Genomic DNA, 20,277 nt, shown 5'->3' with positions numbered 1-20,277 from the left:
TATACGAGCCTAAAAGCTCAACCAGTTGTTCGGAACTTTCAGTATAATAAACCAGAGAGGAGAACCTTGCTGCAAAACGGTCCTTATGACCAAGAGTATGTACGGTTCCTCCTCTCTGCGTGTCTTTATACCGCCATTTCGTGACATTTATAAAGACTTGTTTTTAACATATAAGGTATATGTAGAGCAACCAGCAAAGTTCCATACATATTACCACAATTAACTAGGGACAAAAAAAGGTGGTAGTTTAACCTACCATCTCCTCTGGTTTCACTATCCTTTCAAACTCCTCCTCAGTGAGCAGTTGAAGTTTTGCTGCTGCTTCTTTTAGAGTGATATTTTCTTTATAAGCAAGCTTCGCTATTTTTGCTGCATTGTCATATCCTATATGCGTATTTAATATAGTAACTAGCATTAACGACTGATTTAGTAAATCCTTTATTCTTTCTTCGTTTGCTTTAATATCAACTACACATTTCTCTGCAAAATTTAAACTTGCATCAGCTAAAAGTCTTATAGACTGCAAAACATTGTAAATTATCACCGGCTTAAACACGTTCAATTCAAAGTGACCATTTGAGCCACCAATTGTCACGGCAACATGATTTCCCATAACTTGAGCACATACCATAGTCACTGCTTCGCATTGAGTTGGATTCACCTTACCCGGCATGATTGAAGAGCCAGGCTCATTTTCTGGTAACATTATTTCTCCAATTCCGCATCTTGGACCAGAACCAAGTAGCCTTATATCATTTGCAATTTTCATCAAGCTTACTGCTACTGTATTGAGTGCTCCACTGAGCTCAACTAAAGCATCATTTGCTGCTAGTGCTTCAAACTTATTTTTTGCTGAAATAAATGGAAAATTAGTGATTTTTGCCACTTCTTTAGCAAAATCTTCAGCAAAATCCTTTTTAGTATTGATTCCCGTGCCAACCGCGGTGCCACCTTGTGCAAGTTCATATACATTGCTTAGAGTTGACTTTACTCTCTCTATTCCCTTTTTAATCTGAACTGCATAGCCAGAAAATTCCTGCCCAAGTGTTAGAGGAGTTGCATCTTGCAGATGAGTACGCCCTACTTTTATTATATCTTTAAATTCATGAACCTTATTATTTAGCGCTTTATATAATTCTTCAAGATTGGGAATAAGCAAGCGGTCTATTTGTTCTGCTACTGCTATATGCATTGCTGTTGGAAAAGTGTCATTTGATGACTGACCACAGTTTATATGATCATTTGGATGCACTGGAGACTTACTACCTAAATCACCGCCCAAAATTTCTATTGCACGATTGCTGATCACTTCATTCACATTCATATTGGTCTGCGTTCCAGAACCGGTTTGCCAAACAACAAGCGGAAATTGATTATTAAATTTACCGTCTATTACCTCCTGTGCCGCTGTGCAGATTGCATCCCCTACTTTATTATCTATGCTACCCTGTTTCATGTTAACACGTGCTGCTGCAAGTTTTACTATTGCTAGCGCTTTAATCAGGGGCTCTGGCATTTTCTCTGTACCAATTTTGAAATTTTCCAAAGAACGCTGAGTCTGAGCTCCCCAGTAACGTTCACTTGGTACTTTTACTTCTCCTAAGCTATCTGATTCTATCCTAATTTTTTTATCCATATTTCCTCCTTCTAGTGCTTGACGTTACCTACATATATGAATTAATTAAATCAAATTGTATTTCAGTGTCAAGCTGAGACATTTTTAGTGAAGACCTTAGAAAACTTTCAAGCCATATCTTTTGCTTCTATTATTTTTTTATTGTTATCAAGGCAATCATGCAACCTTAAGCAATAAACCTACTTTCACTCTCTATAAGGTATTCTACTTAGAGCTTGAATAGTGAAAACATCTTTAAGTGCAGAAACTATACCTGTGTTTGCTTTCTCTTTTTTTACTTCTACAATTGTATAACCAAAAATTGCACCTAACGCTAGACTAATGGTAGCTGATGCTGCACAAATTGCAATCGCTGCTCCCGCAGAACATGATATTGTCATACCTGCAACATAACCTATTGTACCACTCACACCAATGCAGACGTATTTCTTCCGTAGCTCTTTTTGTATATGACTTTTCAGATATTCTTTTACATCTAAATGCCTGTTTCTAGTAGCATAATTCAGAGCAGTGTTTTCATAGCCATCTTTCACATTAACATTTGCTTTTGCTGTTTCTATCAGGTACTTTACTACCTCTAAATAGCCACTTCCAGCAGCCCACATTAGAGCAGTTCTTCCATAGTGATCTGTTGAATTAATATCTTCTTTCTGTTTTTCTATCAGGTATCTTACTGTTTCTAATTGACCATTTTCGGCAGCTGAAAATAATCCTGCATGATTGTTAATCATTTGTGCAAATGATAATGTTTTTAGTTTAGGGGGTTGTAACTCTTGAGTATTAAAGTTTAATTGTGCTGGAACAATTTCTACTTCAAGCTCTACATGTTCTCTTGTGAAACGATCAAATAGCCTTTTTACCTGATCAATTGTTTGAATTCTTACCTTATAATACCGCGATAAAGAATTGATTATTTCCCTGTTGTTAAGAAAAAATATCACTAATTCTATTTTACCTGTTAAATCTTTAGCACAGATTGAGTATTCTATATTTAATCTATCTTGTGAAATATTTTGTATTGTCTCACTCTCTGTCCAAATTCTTACCTGTTCATTAATTCTCTTACTTACAAGAAAATTATATAATTCACTATCTTCTTCCTTCATTTTATTGAGCTCATCCTTACAATCATACCAATAAGATGATACCTCTGGTATACAAATAGGAAAAGGCAAGCGAGGTATTGACATATCAAGATTAGCTATTAAATGATATCTAGTTAGAAGCTTTGCTATCTCCGTATGGCCATTTACAGTAGCATATGTTAGAGCAGGTAATTGACCCTTACGTTTCACATTAAGATTAGCTCCATTTGCTATTAGAAGTTGTACTACCTCAAGATGACCATGGTTAGCAGCATGAATTAGAGCAGTTATGTTTCCCGGAGATTCTGCATTAATATTTGCTCCCTCTTCTATCAAGTATTGTACTATCTCTAATTGACCATTTCTGGAAGCCCATATTAAAGCAGTTCTCCCATAATCATCATCTATTGTATTAATCATTGCTCCATCCTGTATGGCTTGCTGAACAAAACCTAGCTCACCTTCTTCAGCAGCATCAATTAGCTGCGCATTTAGCTGTTTTTGTGATAGCATATACCCCTCCTAAATAAATATACAGTTTAAAGCTATTTTAGCCACTATTCAAGTTTTAATGGCTAAAATTGATTGAATCACTTTTTAGTGTTTTTTTATGGTTGTTTGAATCTAGCAAAGATGAATCTATATCACAATTTAGTAATTCTCCTACTGCACTTAGTAAACCAGCTGTACAACCAGCTATTTTGATCTGGATGAGAGGAGATATAATTTATAACCACTCCCCTATCCTTTCTAGTTGTTTGTAGCTGTTAAATCTCAGGAATTTATCAAAATAAGGAGAGGCAATGAAGGGAGTAGTATCTCTTAAATAATTAGATAAGAAATCTGGTAGAATATTCCGAAATTCATGCATTTTTTGTCTATAATCTTTCAAAGCAATAACCTTTATTTTATCATAATCAAGTTTCCAATAAGCAAGCTCCGAGACTTCTTTTTTTGTTGTGTATTCCACGGCTAAAGCTTGTAAAATTAATTGCGGGAAAAATCCTGACATAACTTCCTCATTGGAAGGTGGTGAACCAAGTTTATAGTCTATAATTGCTACTTGCCCACCTGGTAGATACTCAACTCTATCACATCTTGCTGTCAATAAAATTTCTTCTGTCATTCGAGTATCTGACCAGCTCTTATTACACAATTGTCTGGTGTGTTCATTTGCAATCAAATTTTCTGGATCCAAGTAGTCAAGCACTGGGATGACACCCTTATTCTTAGTGGAAATTGTACAGCATCCGCGCAGTTGTGTGTCACGCGCTGGAATATGAAATATCGGATAGGAAAAGCTCTTCTCCAACTCAACTTGATTGTTTCTAGTCCTATCAAACTCAACAAAAGATTGAATTATCCTCTGCAACCTTACCCACCACATATTTGAAAAATTAAACTGACTAGTTGAGAACACTTCTCGTGCAATACTCATTGGTAACTTTTTGTTGCGTAAATATCTTGCAAGAATGTTATGTACCATAGTGCCAAATTCCAATATCGATGGCTTAAAATTCAAGTCTCTTAATTGTTTAAGGCCCAGTATATATTCAACGTAAAACGAATAAGGATTACGAATTAGCTTTTCTATTGCACTGCAAGATATCACTTGCATTTTTGCTTGCCTCACTTCAGTTTTAGGTTTTGGCATAGGCTGAGTACATGGAACAATGCACTCAGGTGTATTTAATATTCTTAGCCAATTGCGATAAGGATATTTTGGTTCTTGTAACAGAACTTCCAAACGGCGCAATAGAATTGATTTTCTATCACTCACTAGCCTCGTAATATAAACTTTGCCGGCACCAAATAAATTGCGCAAAGTATACAAAAAGTACCCTTGCTCTTCTTGCACAGAAGGAAGGTTAAATTTTTCTCTATTCAGTGCACTCAAAAACGGATTCTGAAAATTTGGTATATCATTAAATCCAGCAAGTATTAAAACTTTATTTTGATATAAGCTAAATTTATCAAAGTTATTTTCTGGAGAAAAAAACTTCCTTTTTAAAAATAATATCAGGATTTGACTATATAACTCTAAGGAACACTCAATTGCTATACCGTCACATGCATTTAAGAAATCACGAGTAAAATTACCTATTTCACCATTTAGCTCTAGAAAATTCACATTAGAAAGCACATTAACACACTGTAAATGAGCTGCTGCTATATCAGAAATAGGATAATTTATAAGATTAAGTAAAAGATTAAATATAGTTTCTAATCTACTGATAATAATTAATATATCTTCTTTATATCTTAGCTTTTTACAAGTACTAATAGCGTTGATAATATCCTTAAGACCATTTATATCAAAGCTACGCAATACTTCTATCTCAAACTCAGATAAAATACGAGTGTACTCTTCTTGAGCGTAACCAAAAGTCACTAGCCTATGTTTAAGAAGAGAAAGCAATGCCACACCGTTCCATTTTGAGTTCAAAATCTCAATACTATAAAGCAGAAGCGTCACATAAGAATAGTTTTCCGATATGGGGCACACCATACGAACTGCAAGTAATTTATCAAAAACAAACAAAGAAACGTTTTCATAACCTTCATTCTCTATAATTAGTGATGTCACCTGTGCTTCTTCCTCTCTGGAATCACAAGTGATGACTTCAATATTGCCAATATATCCATTACTAACTTTACTTAGATCGGCAGTTGTATCAAAGACATAATCTAGTTCAGGACTGCCTGTCATCCCAGACCTCTGATTTTTAGTGTACGAACATTGTAATTTGCAGGTAATTTGAGTAGTAGATGATGTCATTCCAGTGCTTGACACTGGAATCCAGTTTCTATTGTACAGCCACCTGGTGCACTCATTTAAAGTTAAGTTTTCTGGATCCGAGTGTCTGGGCACTGGAGAACACGCTTCTGGCAGAAAACTAACATCCCTTCTATTCACTTTTAAATAATCGAGCAGATCTTTTAGGCAATATTGATAATGTTTTTTATCAAGTGATTGCCAATCTTTCTCTTTAATTTTCAAATTCAGATTAGGTAAAATTATCTTTCCAAATGGCAGGTCGTATACAGCTTTAATCAACAATTTATAAATCTCCTCCTTCCCAATTCCAATAAAGATCATATGCTGATCTTTCTGCAGGGAGGCTATCATATTGTTTATGTAGTCACTCTTATGCTTTAGTATATCTACTAATCCTAAGTTTTTTAAAGTGTTACTCCAAGTTTTGATAAGTAAGTTTATGAAATTCTCTATTTTCTTCGAATGCTCATCAAGCTGATAACAATCCGCTATTTGGGTATATTGAAGTAATGACGGCAAATTGTAAACTAGATCGATTGGAAAACTATCATTGTGTTTTTTATTCCACTCCAATATAAATTGAATGAGTAGCAGCGTTCTCTTTGTCGGGTTAATAACTTTAACTCTATCAAGATTTAATATTAAATCTTCTTCATCAATGTTTTCTAGTGAAACTATCTCTGGCAAAATTATAGTTCTGTAATTCTTGAATGCACTCAGCAATGCTATCACATCCCTCTTGCAGGGAAGTATGATCTTTATCTCGGGAATTTTTTCTCTTTCATATTCAGAAAATATGTGCTGAACCAACACATCAAAAAGGGACTCATTCACATTAACAGTAAAAACTCTTCCCACTAACAGTAACAATTAATACAACACTTTTATTGTATAGAAATTATTTAAAATATAAATGTGCTCGTAGTTTCTTATGCTATGATATATTAAAGTCTTTCACAATATTACATGGCAAACATCAGAATAGAAGTTTTTAATAAATGTGAACAAGTTGGCCGCAGAAGGGTAGTTAATGTTTACTTGATTTACATAAGCAAAGAATTACCATCAAAATTACATGAAGAAATTTGTGGGCTATTTTATAATAAAGTCATACAAGACTGCCGTTATTATTCCTACAATGAAAACCTTGAAGAAGTTCAATATAACTTCATAGAATCACAAGCAAAGTGGGGCTTGGAGATAAGCTTTTTACCTGGCATGACCGACAATGTAGGCAACACGGCAAAACAAATTGTTAGAGAATATCTAATGAGCAAAGGCCACATTGATGAAAGTGTTTCTATCAAGGCAAGAAGTTCAAAATTGATTCTAAGTCAAGGAGGTTTTCCAACCGAAGATGACATAAAACAGGAATTCAATCCTATTACTGAATATTGCACACTTGTCTATAAAGAAAACGGCAATTGCCATTGGAAGTATTACAGTAAACCAAATACCCCACCTGGTGTCATTACAGCGCGTGACCAGGAAAAAAAAGAATGGATCCCAGTGTCAAGCACTGGGATGACACCAGGTAATAATGGAGCAAAATCTGTCAAACTCAATGTAAGTGACCAAGAGCTTGAAAAAATCAGCAGAGATGGAATCGATGGTAATGGCACTTTAGGACTCTCGCTGGCAGCAATGAAAGCTATAAAGGATTACTTTAAAAAACTCGGTAGAAATCCATATGATATTGAACTTGAGTCTCTGGCACAGACTTGGTCTGAACATTGTAAACACAATATTTTTTGCTCCCCTATTGATGAAATAAAAGACGGTCTATATGCTCATTATATTAAGCGTGCAACGCGTGAGATAAATTCTAACATATGCGTGTCAGTTTTCTCCGACAACGCAGGAGGAATAATTTTTGATGACGATTACTTGATTGTAGATAAAGTTGAAACTCACAATAGTCCTTCAGCTCTCGATCCGTTCGGTGGAGCAATGACTGGAGTGCTTGGAGTTAACCGAGATATAGTCGGTTTTGGCAAAGGTGCAGAACCTATCATGAATACTTATTACTTTTGCTTTGCCAAAGAATCAAAAGGCAAACTTTATAGAGATAAAGAGCGTACTGATAAAATCTTACCACCAAAATATATAATGAAAGAAGTGATTCACGGTGTTAATGTTGCTGGTAATTGCTCCGGTATTCCAACGCAACTTGGATCAGTATACTTTGACGATAGATTCTGTGGAAAGCCATTAGTTTTTGTTGGAAGCATCGGAATTATTCCACGGAATATAAATAATGCACCTTCACACATAAAAGAACCCAAAAACGGTGATAAAATCGTAATTATTGGTGGAAGAGTTGGAAGGGACGGAATTCACGGTGCAACTTTTTCTTCAGAGGCATTGTCGGGAAATAGCCCTTCAACAATTGTGCAAATTGGTGACCCTATAACACAAAAAAAATTATCCAACGCCGTCGTAGAAGCAAGAGATCTTGGTCTTTATAATGCAATAACGGATAATGGAGCAGGCGGTCTATCATCGTCCATTGGTGAAATGGGAAAAGACGGATTTGAAGTTGATTTGAGCAAGGTTCTCCTTAAAAACGAGGGTATGGCTCCGTGGGAAATATGGATATCAGAATCACAAGAGAGAATGACCTTAGCAGTGCCAGAAGAAAATCTTCCTGCGTTTAAGCAAATCATGAAAACACATGATGTGGAGGTCTGTGTAATTGGAAAATTCAACAAAAGTGGCAAAGCCGTTGTTAAATGTCCCCCAGGGGCAGTAATAATGGACATCGAAACTGAATTTCTGCATGACGGTAATCCCAAAGTGCATTTACAAACAAAGCCATGGTCTGGAAAATCTAACCCATACGCTATCATTCCAGAATTCTCTCCTGTCATCCCAGTGCTTGACACTGGAATCCAGCAGGCTTTGTCTGCAAATAAATCTAAAACTTTATGTCAAAATACGTGCGATGGCAGAGTTGAGCTTGAGATAGATTCCAGTGTCAAGCACTGGAATGACACCTTTGCACTAAAAGAAATGCTAAGCAGACCAAACATACGCAGCAAAGAGTTTATAGTGGTGCAATATGACCATGAGGTTCAAGGATCGTCAATACTGAAACCACTGCAAGGCAAGGGAAGAGTGTGCAGTGAAGCTATTGTCTCGAGGCCAGTCCTTTCTTCAAACAAAGGTGTTGTAAAATCGCAGGGATTTGGCTCAAGTTATGGAGAAATTGACACTTATCACATGGCAGCATGTGCAATTGACACTGCAATACGCAACTACGTAGCTGCAGGAGGAAATATAAATCATCTAGCGTTGCTCGACAATTTTTGCTGGTGTGATGCTTATAATCCAAAAAGGTTGTGGCAACTAAAGAGAGCTGCAGAGGCTTGTTACGACTTTGCAACTGCATTTAAAACGCCATTCATATCCGGAAAAGATAGTATGTTTAACGACTTCAAAGGGTATGATGAAAATGGCAAAGAAGTGACGATATCTGCGCCACCTTCATTACTCATTTCAGCAATTGGAGTTATAGACAATATTGAAAATGCGGTATCGCTTGATGTGAAAATGCCAGGGGACTTGATATATGTGCTTGGTACAACCCACGATGAGCTTGGTAAATCTGAATATCAGTTATATAGTGGAATAGATAATAACAACGTGCCAAAAGTTGATGCAAAGAGCGCTAGGAAGTTGTATGAACGTTACAACCAGGCAATAAAAGATGGTATAATTGTCTCTGCAATTGCACCAAACTTAGGCGGCTTAATTATTGCTCTGGCAAAATCGCTAATTGCAGGAGACCTTGGTGCTGAAATTGATCTTTCACTAGTACCAATAGGAAAAACACAAAATACAGACATAATAAACAAGATAATAATGTTTTCTGAATCGCAAAGTAGAATATTAGTAACCATTGCCCCGCAAAATCAGCGGAAGTTTGAAGAATTGTTTAAAGGTATAGTTTTTTCATGTATTGGAAAAGTGACAGAGGAGAAAGCTCTCAATATAAAGGATATTATAAGAATAGATTTGAAAGACTTAGGTGCTAGTTTAAATAACTTTTGATTACGCTAGACAAATTTTTCATTATGTGTAATGTCTGATTAAAATAAATGCATGTTATTAAATTTGGGTAGGTGATTATGTCCATTTTATCAATACTCTTGCTTATCAGTCTTTCTTTACTTAACACTTCAAATAAATTAATGATATGTGCTACCTTATTTGTGGGAGCTACTTTAGTTGTAAACTCAATGGTTGAGTTTCATGGTAGAAGCAAAGCTACTTACAGCTTAATAGTGTGTACAGTGATATGCTGTCTTTTTAAATTGCAAAATTTTAGTTTGGTAATATTGGTTTCATATACTGCAATTCTAGTCTCTCTTCTCTCAAGCATAGTTATTTTAAAAAAATTAAAGTCCAAATTGAATTTTCATATGGCAAATTTCATCACTTTAATTATAGCATCAGTCATTGATAGTACGATTGTTTGTGTTGGACTACTATACAAAATTTCTGCAGGTAAATGCTTATCAAGATATATTAAAGATTTAATTTTCAAGTTTTCCTATGCATCAATATTGAGTATCTGCTTGTTTGTAGGAATGTATTTATTCTCCTTAGCAAGCAAGAAGTATTTTAAGGTTTCTGCATAACCCATCTTCTGATATAGCCAAAATAGTTTAGATTTAACTATAACCGTCATTCCGCTATTTGTTAGCAGCTTGGCAGTATAATGTGAAAAGCTCTTATTTGGATAGCGGTTCTAAAATCAAAATAATTGGAAACTGTTAACTTAAGTTATCCTTTAAGAGAGCTAGTACAATTTCTTACAGGTTTCATACATGATAAGAGTTTTATTTTTAGCTAAATCAATTGAAATAAGCTATAAAATCTGTTAAAGTCAACTTTGTGCAAGCACCCTTAGCTCAGTTGGATTAGAGCATTTGACTACGGATCAAAAGGTCGGGCGTTCAAGTCGCTCAGGGTGCACCATATTTTATAGGAAATAGAGGTCATACTTGAAATTCATATATGTAATACCTATCTTTAAAGGTAAAATACTGAGCTATTATATATGAACAAAAAAGACTACTATGATCTGCTAGAAGTGAGCAGAAATGCTAGTACTGAAGAGATAAAAAAAGCATATAAAAAACTAGCATTAAAATATCATCCTGACAGAAATCCTGGTAATAAGGAAGCAGAGGAAAAATTTAAAGAAGTAACAGCTGCATATGAAGTTCTATCTGACTCTGAAAAAAGAGCAGGTTATGATCGTTATGGTCACGATGGTGCTTCCGGTGGATTTGATTTCAGCCAAGCTGGAGGGGATTTTAGCGATATATTTAACGATTTTTTTGGTGGAGGATTCGGCGGCAGTACAAGTAGGTCAAGAACAAAAAGAAGTACAACAGGAGTATCTGGAGCAGATCTGCGCTACGACCTTAAAATTACCTTAGAAGATGCATTTAAAGGAATACAAGCACCTATACATTATGTGACAAATATAAAATGTAATATATGCCAAGGCACAGGTAGCGAAGGAGCAATCAAACCAGTTCAGTGCAACACATGCCAGGGAAGCGGTAGAATTAGAACTCAACAGGGCTTTTTTACCATTGAAAGAACGTGTACTACATGCTATGGGGAAGGAGAAATAATACAAAATAAATGTAAGAAATGCGGTGGAAGTGGGCGTAAAAGAGATGAAGTAAATATCTCCGTTTCAATTCCAAAAGGCATAGAAGAAGGAGCTAAGGTAAGAGTCAGTGGTAAAGGAGAAGCTGGAGCAAGAGGTGGAAAAAGCGGAGATTTATACGTATGTGTGAAAATAGCTACTCATCAGATCTTCACTCGCAATAGAGCAGATTTACACTGTAAAGTGCCTATAAGAATGACACTAGCAGTGCTTGGTGGTGAAATCGATATTCAATCAATTGATGGAGCTAAAATAAAAGTAAAGATCCCTGAAGGCACTCAAACTGGTACCAAACTACGTTGTAGGGAAAAGGGTATGCCATATATGAACTCACATGCTCGTGGTGATTTATACGTACAGGTAATAGTTGAGACTTTAAATCCAAAGAATTTAACCCAAAAGCAGATTGAGCTATTAAAAGCGCTTGAGGAAGAGGAACATGAAAGTGTAGAGCAGAAATCTGAAGGATTCTTTGAAAAAGTAAAAAAAAAATGAGAAATTTGCTAAATGATATAAAGAGGTAGCTGTCTACACTTAATTCTTTTTACCAATTTGAAAGCCTTCTCTTTTAGTGAAAAGATTTTTTTAAGTTATGCAAAAGTGATAAATTCCTTTATTTAAGGTCGAAGTTTTGCTATCCTCAGGTTTTAATAATTTAAATTTAATGAATATAAACAAAAATGAGTTTTTATTTCTTCCGCTTGGGGGAGTAGGAAGAATCGGGATGAATGTTAGCCTATATCATTACCAAGGTAAGTGGATTATGATCGACCTTGGTGTTGGTTTTGCAGATGAAACTATGCCAGGTGTTGAGTTGCTCATTGCTGATATAGATTTTATTGCTCAAAGAAAAAAAGATTTACTTGGAATAATAATTACACATGCACATGAGGACCACTGCGGTGCAGTGCCACACTTGTGGGAAGAGTTGCAGTGCTCCATATATACAACAAAGTTTACGGTTAATTTTCTTAAAGAGAAACTAAAAGAATTTCGATTGGAAGGTATAGTGCCTGTGAAAGAGGTAGACATAAATGGCAGCATAAATTTGGGTCCTTTTACCGTCGAGTTTATAAATGTAACTCATTCAATTCCTGAAGCAAATTCAATATTAATTAGCACTGAAATGGGTAGTGCACTCCATACCGGAGACTGGAAATTCGATCCAAAACCTGTTGTTGGATTAACTTCTAATATGGAGCGTCTAAAAGAAATTGGCGATAAAGGTAACCTGCTTGCAGCAATTTGCGATTCAACCAATATATTAAGCAAGCATCATCCTGAGTCAGAAAGTGAAATTTATGATAATATTTACAATATAATAAAGCGGTCTAAAAAATTGGTTGCTGTCTCGCTATTTGCCTCGAATGTGGCGCGAATTGAAACAATAAGCCAAGCTGCAAAAGCACTAAATAGAAAAGTGGTTTTACTTGGCAGATCTTTATGGAGAATAGTGAAAGTTGCGCAGGATAGTGGTTATTTAACTGATTCTCCTGAGTTTCTTGAAGCAAAGGAAGCAGTAAATTTTCCAAGGGAAGAACTGGTGCTACTTTGCACAGGTTGTCAAGGTGAGCCACTGGCAGCTACCGCAAGACTTGCCGCTAAGAGTCATCAAGCATTTAAAATGCAGCAAGGTGATACCATGATCTTTTCATCAAAAATCATTCCTGGCAATGAAACTCGTGCACATAACATGCTCAATGCCTTTATTGAGATGGGAGTGGAAGTTATTACTGAAAAAACAGAAAATGTTCATGCTTCCGGACATCCAGTAAAAGCAGAGCTAAAGGAAATGTATTCTTTGATAAAACCTAAGATGTCTATTCCGGTTCATGGTGAGTATCTTCATACGGATGCACATGTAAAGTTTGCTAAAGAGTGCGGTGTGAAAAAAGCAATAATGATTGCACCAGGTGATATTGTTAATTTGGAAAATGGGGAAAAAGTTAGCTCCATTGATGTCGACTACTTTGGTATTGATGGTATGTTACTCCGTCATCCAGAATGCAGCGTTATAAAAATGCGTGAGAGAATGAGAGATGCCGGAGCTATCGTAGTGACAGCAGTTGTAAATAAGAAAAATAAACTGCTTGCTAAGCCAAAAGTATTTGCACCTGGTGTTTTCGAAGCGCAAAAAGATGCAGCCATTATGCAAAAGATCATAAAGAAGGTTGAGTCAGCATTTGACTCACAGCCGATAAAAAAAATAAGAAATAAAATTGAGAGCTCAATATTTAGTATCTTAAAAGAATATTTACTAAAAAGACCTATAATTGAAGTCCAGATAGAACAGGTATAGAAATACACCTCTTTTTATTAACCATTATTTGAGTAAGAAGTTAACAATGTATTCTTTGATGTTATTTCAGCATGCAATACTGGAATCCGTAAAAAAAAATCAGTGTCAGATCACACAACTATACAAACATTGTGATTTGAATCTACCAGAAGGGTGTCGTCCCAATGCCCATGCATACAATTGTATGAACATTGTAGTTTTAGAGCAATCTCCATCAGGAAAATGTCATCCCAGTGTCAGAGCACTGGGATCCAGTTTTTCATGCAACCTTGTCAAAGACGTTTGTTTTAGCATAAAACAACTACTTTTATGCTTGCCACCTCAGTGCACTTACTTGCAGTCAAATTTCTGGATTCCAGTGTCAAGTACTGCAGAAATTGATTTACTCTACTGTCATGCAGTTTAACTTCAAAAGTAAGCTATTTGCTGAGATGACAGGAGGTAATGCAAGAAATCTAATGAAGCTATTCGTTCAACTGGTGTTATTTATTTCGTTATTTATTCCTTATTCCACAAAAGCTGTTTTATATGTTGATATAAAAAAAAGCAATATTGGTAATATTGATCTTGTTGTATCTAAATGTGCATGCAAGACAGAAGTGGAAAGTGAGCTAAGTGAAAGCATCACAAAAGTAATTGAAATAAATCTATCTAATTGTGGCTTATTTAATGTGAAACGTAACACGAAAGTTGAGTCTTGGAAAAGCGATACTGTAGTCACAGTAAGTTTAAGTGAAGTATCAAACAGAAATTTAGAGCTATCTTTTCGTTTATCTGACAGCTTTACAAACAGAGAATTGCTTACTCAGTCGGTTGTTTTTCTAGCAAAAGACTGGAGGAAAATTAGTCATCTTGTTTCAGATGTGATACATGATAGATTGATTGGTGAGAAAGGGCATTTCAATACAAAAATTACATATATCGCTGAAGAAAAAGATAGCAATTACAAATCCGTCCGTAAAATTGCTGTGATGAATCAAGATGGAAGTAATATAAAGTACTTAACAAATGGTGAGAAATTTGTGTCAACACCAAGATTTTCACCAAATGGAAAGGGTATTGTTTATATCTCATACACAAATGGTAAAAGTTATATAATATTAAAAAATTTAAAAGATAACACTGAATCAATAATCAGCGCATTTGAAGGAGTTATTTCTGCACCAAGATTTTCTCCTGATGGTAAATCTCTTTTTATTTCCCACTCATTGAGTGGTGAAACAAATATATTATCTCTAGACTTAAGCAGCAAACGAACAAAAAAAATTACTAAAGGTTCAGCTATAAGTACTTCTCCCTCTTTGTCTCCAGATCAAAAGTACATGGTTTTTAGTTCTGATATAAGTGGAAGTCAGCAAATATATATCATAGATTTCACTAAAAAAAGCAAAAAACCCAAGAGAATTAGTTTTGGAAATGGAAGATATGCTACACCTGTTTGGTCGCCAAAAGGAGATCTGATAGCTTTTACAAAAATTCAGTCAGGAAAATTTTACATAGGAGTTATGAAGCCAGATGGCAAAGAAGAGCGCTTGCTTTCAGAGGGGCATAAAATTGAATCTCCGGCATGGCTACCAAATGGCAGAGAAATTATCTTTACTAACGCAGAATCACCAAGCAACTCTAAATTATATTTAGTAGATTTAGTAAAGAAAAATCAAAAAATGGTTTTTACTCCAACGAATGCTTCTTTACCAGATTGGTCTTATTTTTGAAAGTAGATCTATAAAATCGGTATAAATCTTGCTTTATCTTAATCGTTTATAACCTTAGGTACTACGAAATACCCATGCTCCGATTTTGTATTGGATAATATCTCTTCTTTAATGTTTTGAGAATTTACAACATCATCTCGTACATGAATATCTTTATCTATAGTTCCATAATGCATAGGAGAAACACCTTCAGTATTAACTTTCAACAAAGTATCATGTATCCAATCCAGCATTGTCAGTTCTTTTGAGTAATATTGAATCTCATCATCGGATAACTTAATCCTCACAAGCTGTGCAGTTTTAAGCATTTCTTCTTTAGTAATTGTTATTTTTCTCTTATTTGCAAATTCTATTAACGAAGTGATAACATCTTCTGTTGATCTAGCTGGCACTTTTACCTCCTTGCATGAAGCAAATTAAAATATTTGCAATTGAAACAACCTCTATCTTATCATTTTTTTCAAATTTGTGAAATACGGTGTCCGTAATTACTAATTTATCCAGAGAAGAGGAAGAGATTTTCTCAACTGCATTTCCTGAAAGTATTCCATGTGTAATGCATGAAACTACAGACTTTGCTCCTCGGTTTTTTAAAGCAAGAGCTGAATTACATAATGTTCCACCAGAGTCAACTATATCATCAACAATGACGCAATTTTTGTTTGCAACTTCTCCGATTACATTCATTACCTGAGATTTACCTGCTTTTTCTCTATATTTATCTACTACAACAATATCATTATCTAACTTGTATTTTTCCTCTAAAATCTTTGCAAAAGCACGAGCTCTGCCAATTGCTCCAACATCAGGCGCAACTATTGCCAAATCCTCCTTGTATATAGAGTCAACAAATACTTCAAAACAGCTCAAATTAGTAACTGGTATATCAAAAAAACCTTCAATTTGACTTGAATGCAAATCAATAGCAGCAACGCTATTTGCACCTGCAGTTTGAATAAGATTTGCAACTAATTTAGCACTTAAAGCAGATTGCATATTATTGTTTTTAATAACCCTATCCTGCCTACTGTATCCGTAATAAGGAATAATAGCCGTTATTCTCTTGGCTCCTGACCTCTTTGCTGCATCAATTGTAAGCAAAAGCTCCATAAGGTTATCATTTACAGGGGAAGAAAGAGATTGTACTACGTATACTTCTTGATTATGTAGATTATTTGCTACTTCTACATTTACCTCACCATCGGCAAATCTTGATACCTGAGTAGGTAATAGCTGAGCATTTAGCCCACTTGCTATTGAATCTCCTAATTGTTTACTAGTGCTACCTATTATTACCTTCATATATATCAATTAAGTTTTGAAAATTATACAGAAACCATAGAATGATTAAAACTTTATTCTTGCCGCCAAGTGGATCATAGAAACGGAAAAGTTACTCGAAACATTTCACCGATGTTTCTTATCATAATAACGGCACTGGCTGAGTTCATTAAGTAATTTTATGCGCAGCGGAATGACAAAAAGCGTTGTTCACAAACACATTTTACTACATGATCTGCACTGATATTAAAATGCTCATAAAGTGTTTTATAAGGTGCTGATTCTCCAAAATTTTTCATGCCAATAAATATACCGTTTGAGCCTATATATTTATGCCAACCCACTTCACTTCCCGCTTCAATTGCAACTTTAATACTGTCATTATTTAATATTACCCCTTTATATTCATCACTTTGCTCGTCAAAAAGCCTCCAACACGGCATAGAAATGACCCTTGTTCCTACACCTTTTTCCTGTAATTTTTCTCTTGCCTCAACTGCAATTTCAACTTCAGATCCGGTAGCAAATATCGTCACTTCTAGCTTCCCTGAATATTCGCATAGTATATATGCACCAAATTTTGATAGGTTGGCCAATTGGTCAGTATAAGAGTGCATGTAATTAATATTTTGCCTTGAAAGCGCAAATAGTGCAGGTGACTCTTTTTTTTCAAGTGCAATGCTAATGCACTCCAAAGTTTCAATTGCATCTGCTGGCCTAAAAACATACAGATTTGGTATAGCTCTCAGAGAAGCTAAATGCTCTATTGGCTGGTGAGTTGGACCATCCTCTCCTACTCCAATTGAGTCATGAGTCATTACATATATAACCTGTTGTTTCATCAAAGCTGAAAGACGTATAGCAGGTCGGCAGTAATCGGAAAATACTAAAAAAGTTCCACCATAAGGAATAATTCCACCATGAAGAGCCATACCATTCATACAAGCTGCCATAGCGTGCTCTCTCACTCCATAGTGGACATAAGAACCATCATAATTATTACTATCTATTGCCTGCATGTACTTATATTTAGTACAATTTGAACCGGTAAGATCAGCAGAACCACCAATTAATTCTGGCATAGACTTCGTTAATAGTTCCATTACTCTGCCAAAAGAAGATCGAGTAGCTTCTTTTGGCATTAGCTCACATATTTGTTTCTTCAGGTTAGCTAAGTCATTTTCGATATTGTCTGGCAAACGTTTCTCAAGTCTTCTTTGTAGTTCTTCATTGATCAAGGATGTATAGTTTTGCTTTGCCCTCTTAACTGTTTCTATCCAAGCGTTTCTCACATCTTCTGGTACATGAAATGGCTCATAGTCCCAATTCAATTTTTCTCTCATCTGTTTTACATCTTCCTCTGTAAAGGCACCACTATGAGCAGAAGATGTGCCAGCACGGCTCGAAAATTTTCCGATAATAGTTTTGCAACAGATTAGTGTAGGTTTATCAGACTTTTGCGCCTGCTCTATTGCAAGGGATATAGCATCAAAGTCATGCCCATCGATTTTGTCAACATTCCATCCATACGCTGAAAAACGCTTTTCTACATCATCAGAGCAAGAGAGGCTAGTAGAGCCGTCTATAGAGATGTCATTGTCGTCAAAAAGTGCTATCAGCTTATTTAATTTAAGATGCCCAGCAAGGGACGCTGCTTCATGGCTTATACCTTCCATAAGACAGCCATCTCCTAGCATTACATAAGTGTAGTGACTGATTTCAAACTGCTTTGCAAGAATCGATTCAGCAAGTGCCATGCCAACAGCAGTGGCAAATCCCTGACCAAGCGGGCCTGTTGTTGCTTCTATACCAGAAGTTAAGCCAAATTCTGGGTGACCTGGAGTTTTTGATGTAAGTTGCCTGAAGTTTTTTAGTTCATCTATACCAATGTAGCCTGTCAGATATAATATAGAGTATTGCAGCATCGAACCGTGACCATTTGATAGGACGAAACGATCTCTACTGATCCATTGAGAATCATCAGGGTTATGGTTTAGATATTTAGCAAATAATACAGTGGCAACATCTGCCATGCCAAGTGGCATACCTGGATGTCCAGAATTTGCTTTTTGTACCGCATCAATTGATAAAAAGCGGACAGCATTTGCCATGGATTTTAGTAGTAGATGATTCATGTATTAATAGGAAAACTTAAAAGTGAAGTATACTACATCATAGTGGCAAAAACAAGTTGACACTTAATGTTAAAATCATTAATAATTTATAGTTAGATTGTGAGAATTTTTGTATGACAACTGTTATCAATAGAAAGTATAGAATCAGTCGCAGGCTTGGTGTAAACTTATGGGGTAGAGCAAAAGATTCGGTCAATAAAAGAAAATACCCTCCAGGTCAGCATGGTATTCTTGGATTTAAGAAATTATCTGACTTTGGTAAGCAGTTTGCTGCACATAAAAAATTTAAGTTCTACTATGCAATTTCAAGCAAACAGCTTAGACGTACATTTTTAGATGCTTACAAAAGAAAAGGTTATACGGCTGATAATTTTATTGGTGCCTTGGAATCAAGGTTAAGTTCTGTTTTATATCACTCTGGTTTTGTGCCAACAATTTACTCGGCAAAACAGCTTATATCTCATAAACATGTTACAGTTAATGATAAGGTGGTTAACATATCAAGTTATAGAGTGAAGCCTGGTGATATAGTAAAAATAAGGGAAAGAGCAGCAAAAATTCCTATATTAATAGAGGCTGAACAAAAACAAGAACGTAAGGCTCCAGATTATTTAGAGGCAGATAGCAAAGCACTTTCAGTGAAGTATTTGAGAGCACCTCAATATTCCGAAGTCCCATATTCAGCAGACATGGAAGTCAATTTAGTAGTAGAATTTTACTCTAGATAAACAACATAAGGCCCGTGTGGCGGAATCGGTAGACGCAGCGGACTTAAAATCCGTGGGTTTTGCGACCTTGGGAGTTCAAGTCTCCCCATGGGCACCAGTTTAATTTATTAAAAAAGTATGAAATGGCTTGATATAGAAGATATTGCAGAAGCTCTAGAAGAGAAATTTCCAAATGAAGATATAATTAGTATTAGATTCACTGAACTTAAAAGAAAAGTCTTGGATTTAGAAGAGTTTGATGATGATGAAAAGTATTGTAATGAAAAAATATTAGAGGCCATTCAAGCAGCTTGGATTGCAGAAAGATCTTAAAAAACAGATAGCTATAAGAAAATTACGGCATACAGTAAAAAGATAATCTTCTTGGAAATACTATACTTTACTCGAATTTTACTTAGTTTCATAATAATTTAATAAATTACAATTAAAAATGATTACAAGTTAGGCAACAATATACAAATACTGCTTTTTATGTGTGAGGCCGAGGGTCATGAAAACAATAAGTTAGTTTTTTGTATAAGAAAGTTATAATATAATTTAATTTTAAGCACTGGAAAGATGTTTAAATATAGCGGGCCAAAGAAATTAAAATCTATAATAGAAAACTATGCATTAAAATGCATGAAAAATAAGATCAGCAAAAATGAAATACGTCTTATTTTAAACTGGAAAAGTATAGTTGGAGAGGAATTAGCAGAATGTACAAAACCACAAAAGATCTCATACGCACAAAACGTAAATTCTGGTGTTCTGCATCTGTTAGTAACAAATGGCAGTAAAGCATTAGAAATGCAGCATATGGTTTCTCTTGTAATAGAAAAAATTACAGTGTTTTTTGGCTATAAAGCAGTATACGGTATAAAAATCAAGCAAGGGAGTTGACTATTTAACTATATAAGGTTAACCTAGTTACATAGGATAAATTGGTAT

14 protein-coding genes and 2 tRNA genes are annotated in these 20,277 nt (G+C 35.3%); 10 read left to right on the top strand and 6 right to left on the bottom strand.

Annotation, left to right across the window (positions count from 1 at the left end; genetic code table 11):
* Positions 1-247: 247 nt before the first annotated feature.
* The 3 genes from fumC to EJB00_RS02570 all read right to left on the bottom strand — a co-directional run bounded on the left by fumC (position 248) and on the right by EJB00_RS02570 (position 6,358).
* On the bottom strand, positions 248-1,636 hold the full coding sequence (gene fumC, locus EJB00_RS02580) for a class II fumarate hydratase (protein ID WP_135352857.1): 1,389 nt from the start codon (positions 1,634-1,636) through the stop codon (positions 248-250).
* A gap of 185 nt (positions 1,637-1,821) precedes the next feature.
* Positions 1,822-3,234: an ankyrin repeat domain-containing protein gene (locus tag EJB00_RS02575; RefSeq protein WP_015588588.1), complete on the bottom strand. Its 1,413-nt coding sequence runs from the start codon at positions 3,232-3,234 to the stop codon at positions 1,822-1,824.
* A 214-nt stretch (positions 3,235-3,448) separates the two neighbouring features.
* On the bottom strand, positions 3,449-6,358 hold the full coding sequence (locus EJB00_RS02570; RefSeq protein ID WP_179948598.1) for a PD-(D/E)XK nuclease family protein: 2,910 nt from the start codon (positions 6,356-6,358) through the stop codon (positions 3,449-3,451).
* A gap of 108 nt (positions 6,359-6,466) precedes the next feature.
* Here EJB00_RS02570 and EJB00_RS02565 point away from each other — a divergent pair, with 108 nt between their 5' ends.
* The 6 genes from EJB00_RS02565 to EJB00_RS02535 all read left to right on the top strand — a co-directional run bounded on the left by EJB00_RS02565 (position 6,467) and on the right by EJB00_RS02535 (position 15,203).
* A complete protein-coding gene (locus EJB00_RS02565; protein ID WP_135352855.1) occupies positions 6,467-9,553 on the top strand; it encodes a phosphoribosylformylglycinamidine synthase subunit PurL in 3,087 nt (1,028 codons plus the stop codon).
* A 77-nt stretch (positions 9,554-9,630) separates the two neighbouring features.
* Positions 9,631-10,143, top strand: coding sequence for a hypothetical protein (locus EJB00_RS02560; RefSeq protein WP_015588585.1), 513 nt, complete (start codon positions 9,631-9,633; stop codon positions 10,141-10,143).
* A gap of 262 nt (positions 10,144-10,405) precedes the next feature.
* Positions 10,406-10,483, top strand: a tRNA-Arg gene (locus EJB00_RS02555).
* An 82-nt stretch (positions 10,484-10,565) separates the two neighbouring features.
* Complete coding sequence (gene dnaJ / locus EJB00_RS02550; RefSeq protein ID WP_135352854.1) at positions 10,566-11,684, top strand: molecular chaperone DnaJ; 1,119 nt, start codon at positions 10,566-10,568, stop codon at positions 11,682-11,684.
* Between the two features lie 169 nt (positions 11,685-11,853).
* A complete protein-coding gene (locus EJB00_RS02545; RefSeq protein ID WP_135352853.1) occupies positions 11,854-13,488 on the top strand; it encodes a ribonuclease J in 1,635 nt (544 codons plus the stop codon).
* Positions 13,489-13,946: 458 nt separating this feature from the next.
* Positions 13,947-15,203, top strand: coding sequence for a Tol-Pal system protein TolB (locus tag EJB00_RS02535; protein ID WP_135352858.1), 1,257 nt, complete (start codon positions 13,947-13,949; stop codon positions 15,201-15,203).
* A gap of 38 nt (positions 15,204-15,241) precedes the next feature.
* On the opposite strand, the gene gatC is transcribed toward EJB00_RS02535, so the two are convergent.
* The 3 genes from gatC to tkt form a co-directional block, all read right to left on the bottom strand.
* Positions 15,242-15,595, bottom strand: a complete 354-nt coding sequence (gatC, locus tag EJB00_RS02530) for an Asp-tRNA(Asn)/Glu-tRNA(Gln) amidotransferase subunit GatC (RefSeq protein ID WP_015588581.1) — start codon at positions 15,593-15,595, stop codon at positions 15,242-15,244.
* A complete protein-coding gene (locus EJB00_RS02525) occupies positions 15,585-16,505 on the bottom strand; it encodes a ribose-phosphate diphosphokinase (RefSeq protein WP_135352852.1) in 921 nt (306 codons plus the stop codon). The genes gatC and EJB00_RS02525 overlap by 11 nt, the downstream gene beginning before the upstream one ends.
* A 158-nt stretch (positions 16,506-16,663) precedes the next feature.
* Complete coding sequence (gene tkt, locus EJB00_RS02520) at positions 16,664-18,619, bottom strand: transketolase (RefSeq protein ID WP_135352851.1); 1,956 nt, start codon at positions 18,617-18,619, stop codon at positions 16,664-16,666.
* Positions 18,620-18,732: 113 nt separating this feature from the next.
* Here tkt and rpsD point away from each other — a divergent pair, with 113 nt between their 5' ends.
* From rpsD to EJB00_RS02500, 4 genes are all read left to right on the top strand, one after another.
* A complete protein-coding gene (gene rpsD / locus EJB00_RS02515; protein WP_006012690.1) occupies positions 18,733-19,347 on the top strand; it encodes a 30S ribosomal protein S4 in 615 nt (204 codons plus the stop codon).
* Positions 19,348-19,357: 10 nt separating this feature from the next.
* Positions 19,358-19,444 (top strand) — tRNA-Leu (locus EJB00_RS02510).
* A gap of 20 nt (positions 19,445-19,464) precedes the next feature.
* Positions 19,465-19,659, top strand: coding sequence for a Fe-S cluster assembly protein IscX (iscX, locus tag EJB00_RS02505; protein ID WP_007302643.1), 195 nt, complete (start codon positions 19,465-19,467; stop codon positions 19,657-19,659).
* Positions 19,660-19,905: 246 nt separating this feature from the next.
* Positions 19,906-20,229 carry a DciA family protein gene (locus tag EJB00_RS02500; RefSeq protein WP_006012687.1) on the top strand — a complete coding sequence of 108 codons (324 nt, stop codon included), beginning with the start codon at positions 19,906-19,908 and terminating at the stop codon, positions 20,227-20,229.
* Positions 20,230-20,277: the final 48 nt, after the last annotated feature.

The sequence above is a fragment of the Wolbachia endosymbiont of Drosophila mauritiana genome (assembly GCF_004795975.1).
Lineage (GTDB): Bacteria > Pseudomonadota > Alphaproteobacteria > Rickettsiales > Anaplasmataceae > Wolbachia.
The sequence above is the reverse complement of the archived record's forward strand: the minus strand, read 5'-3'. Positions and strand labels throughout refer to the sequence as shown.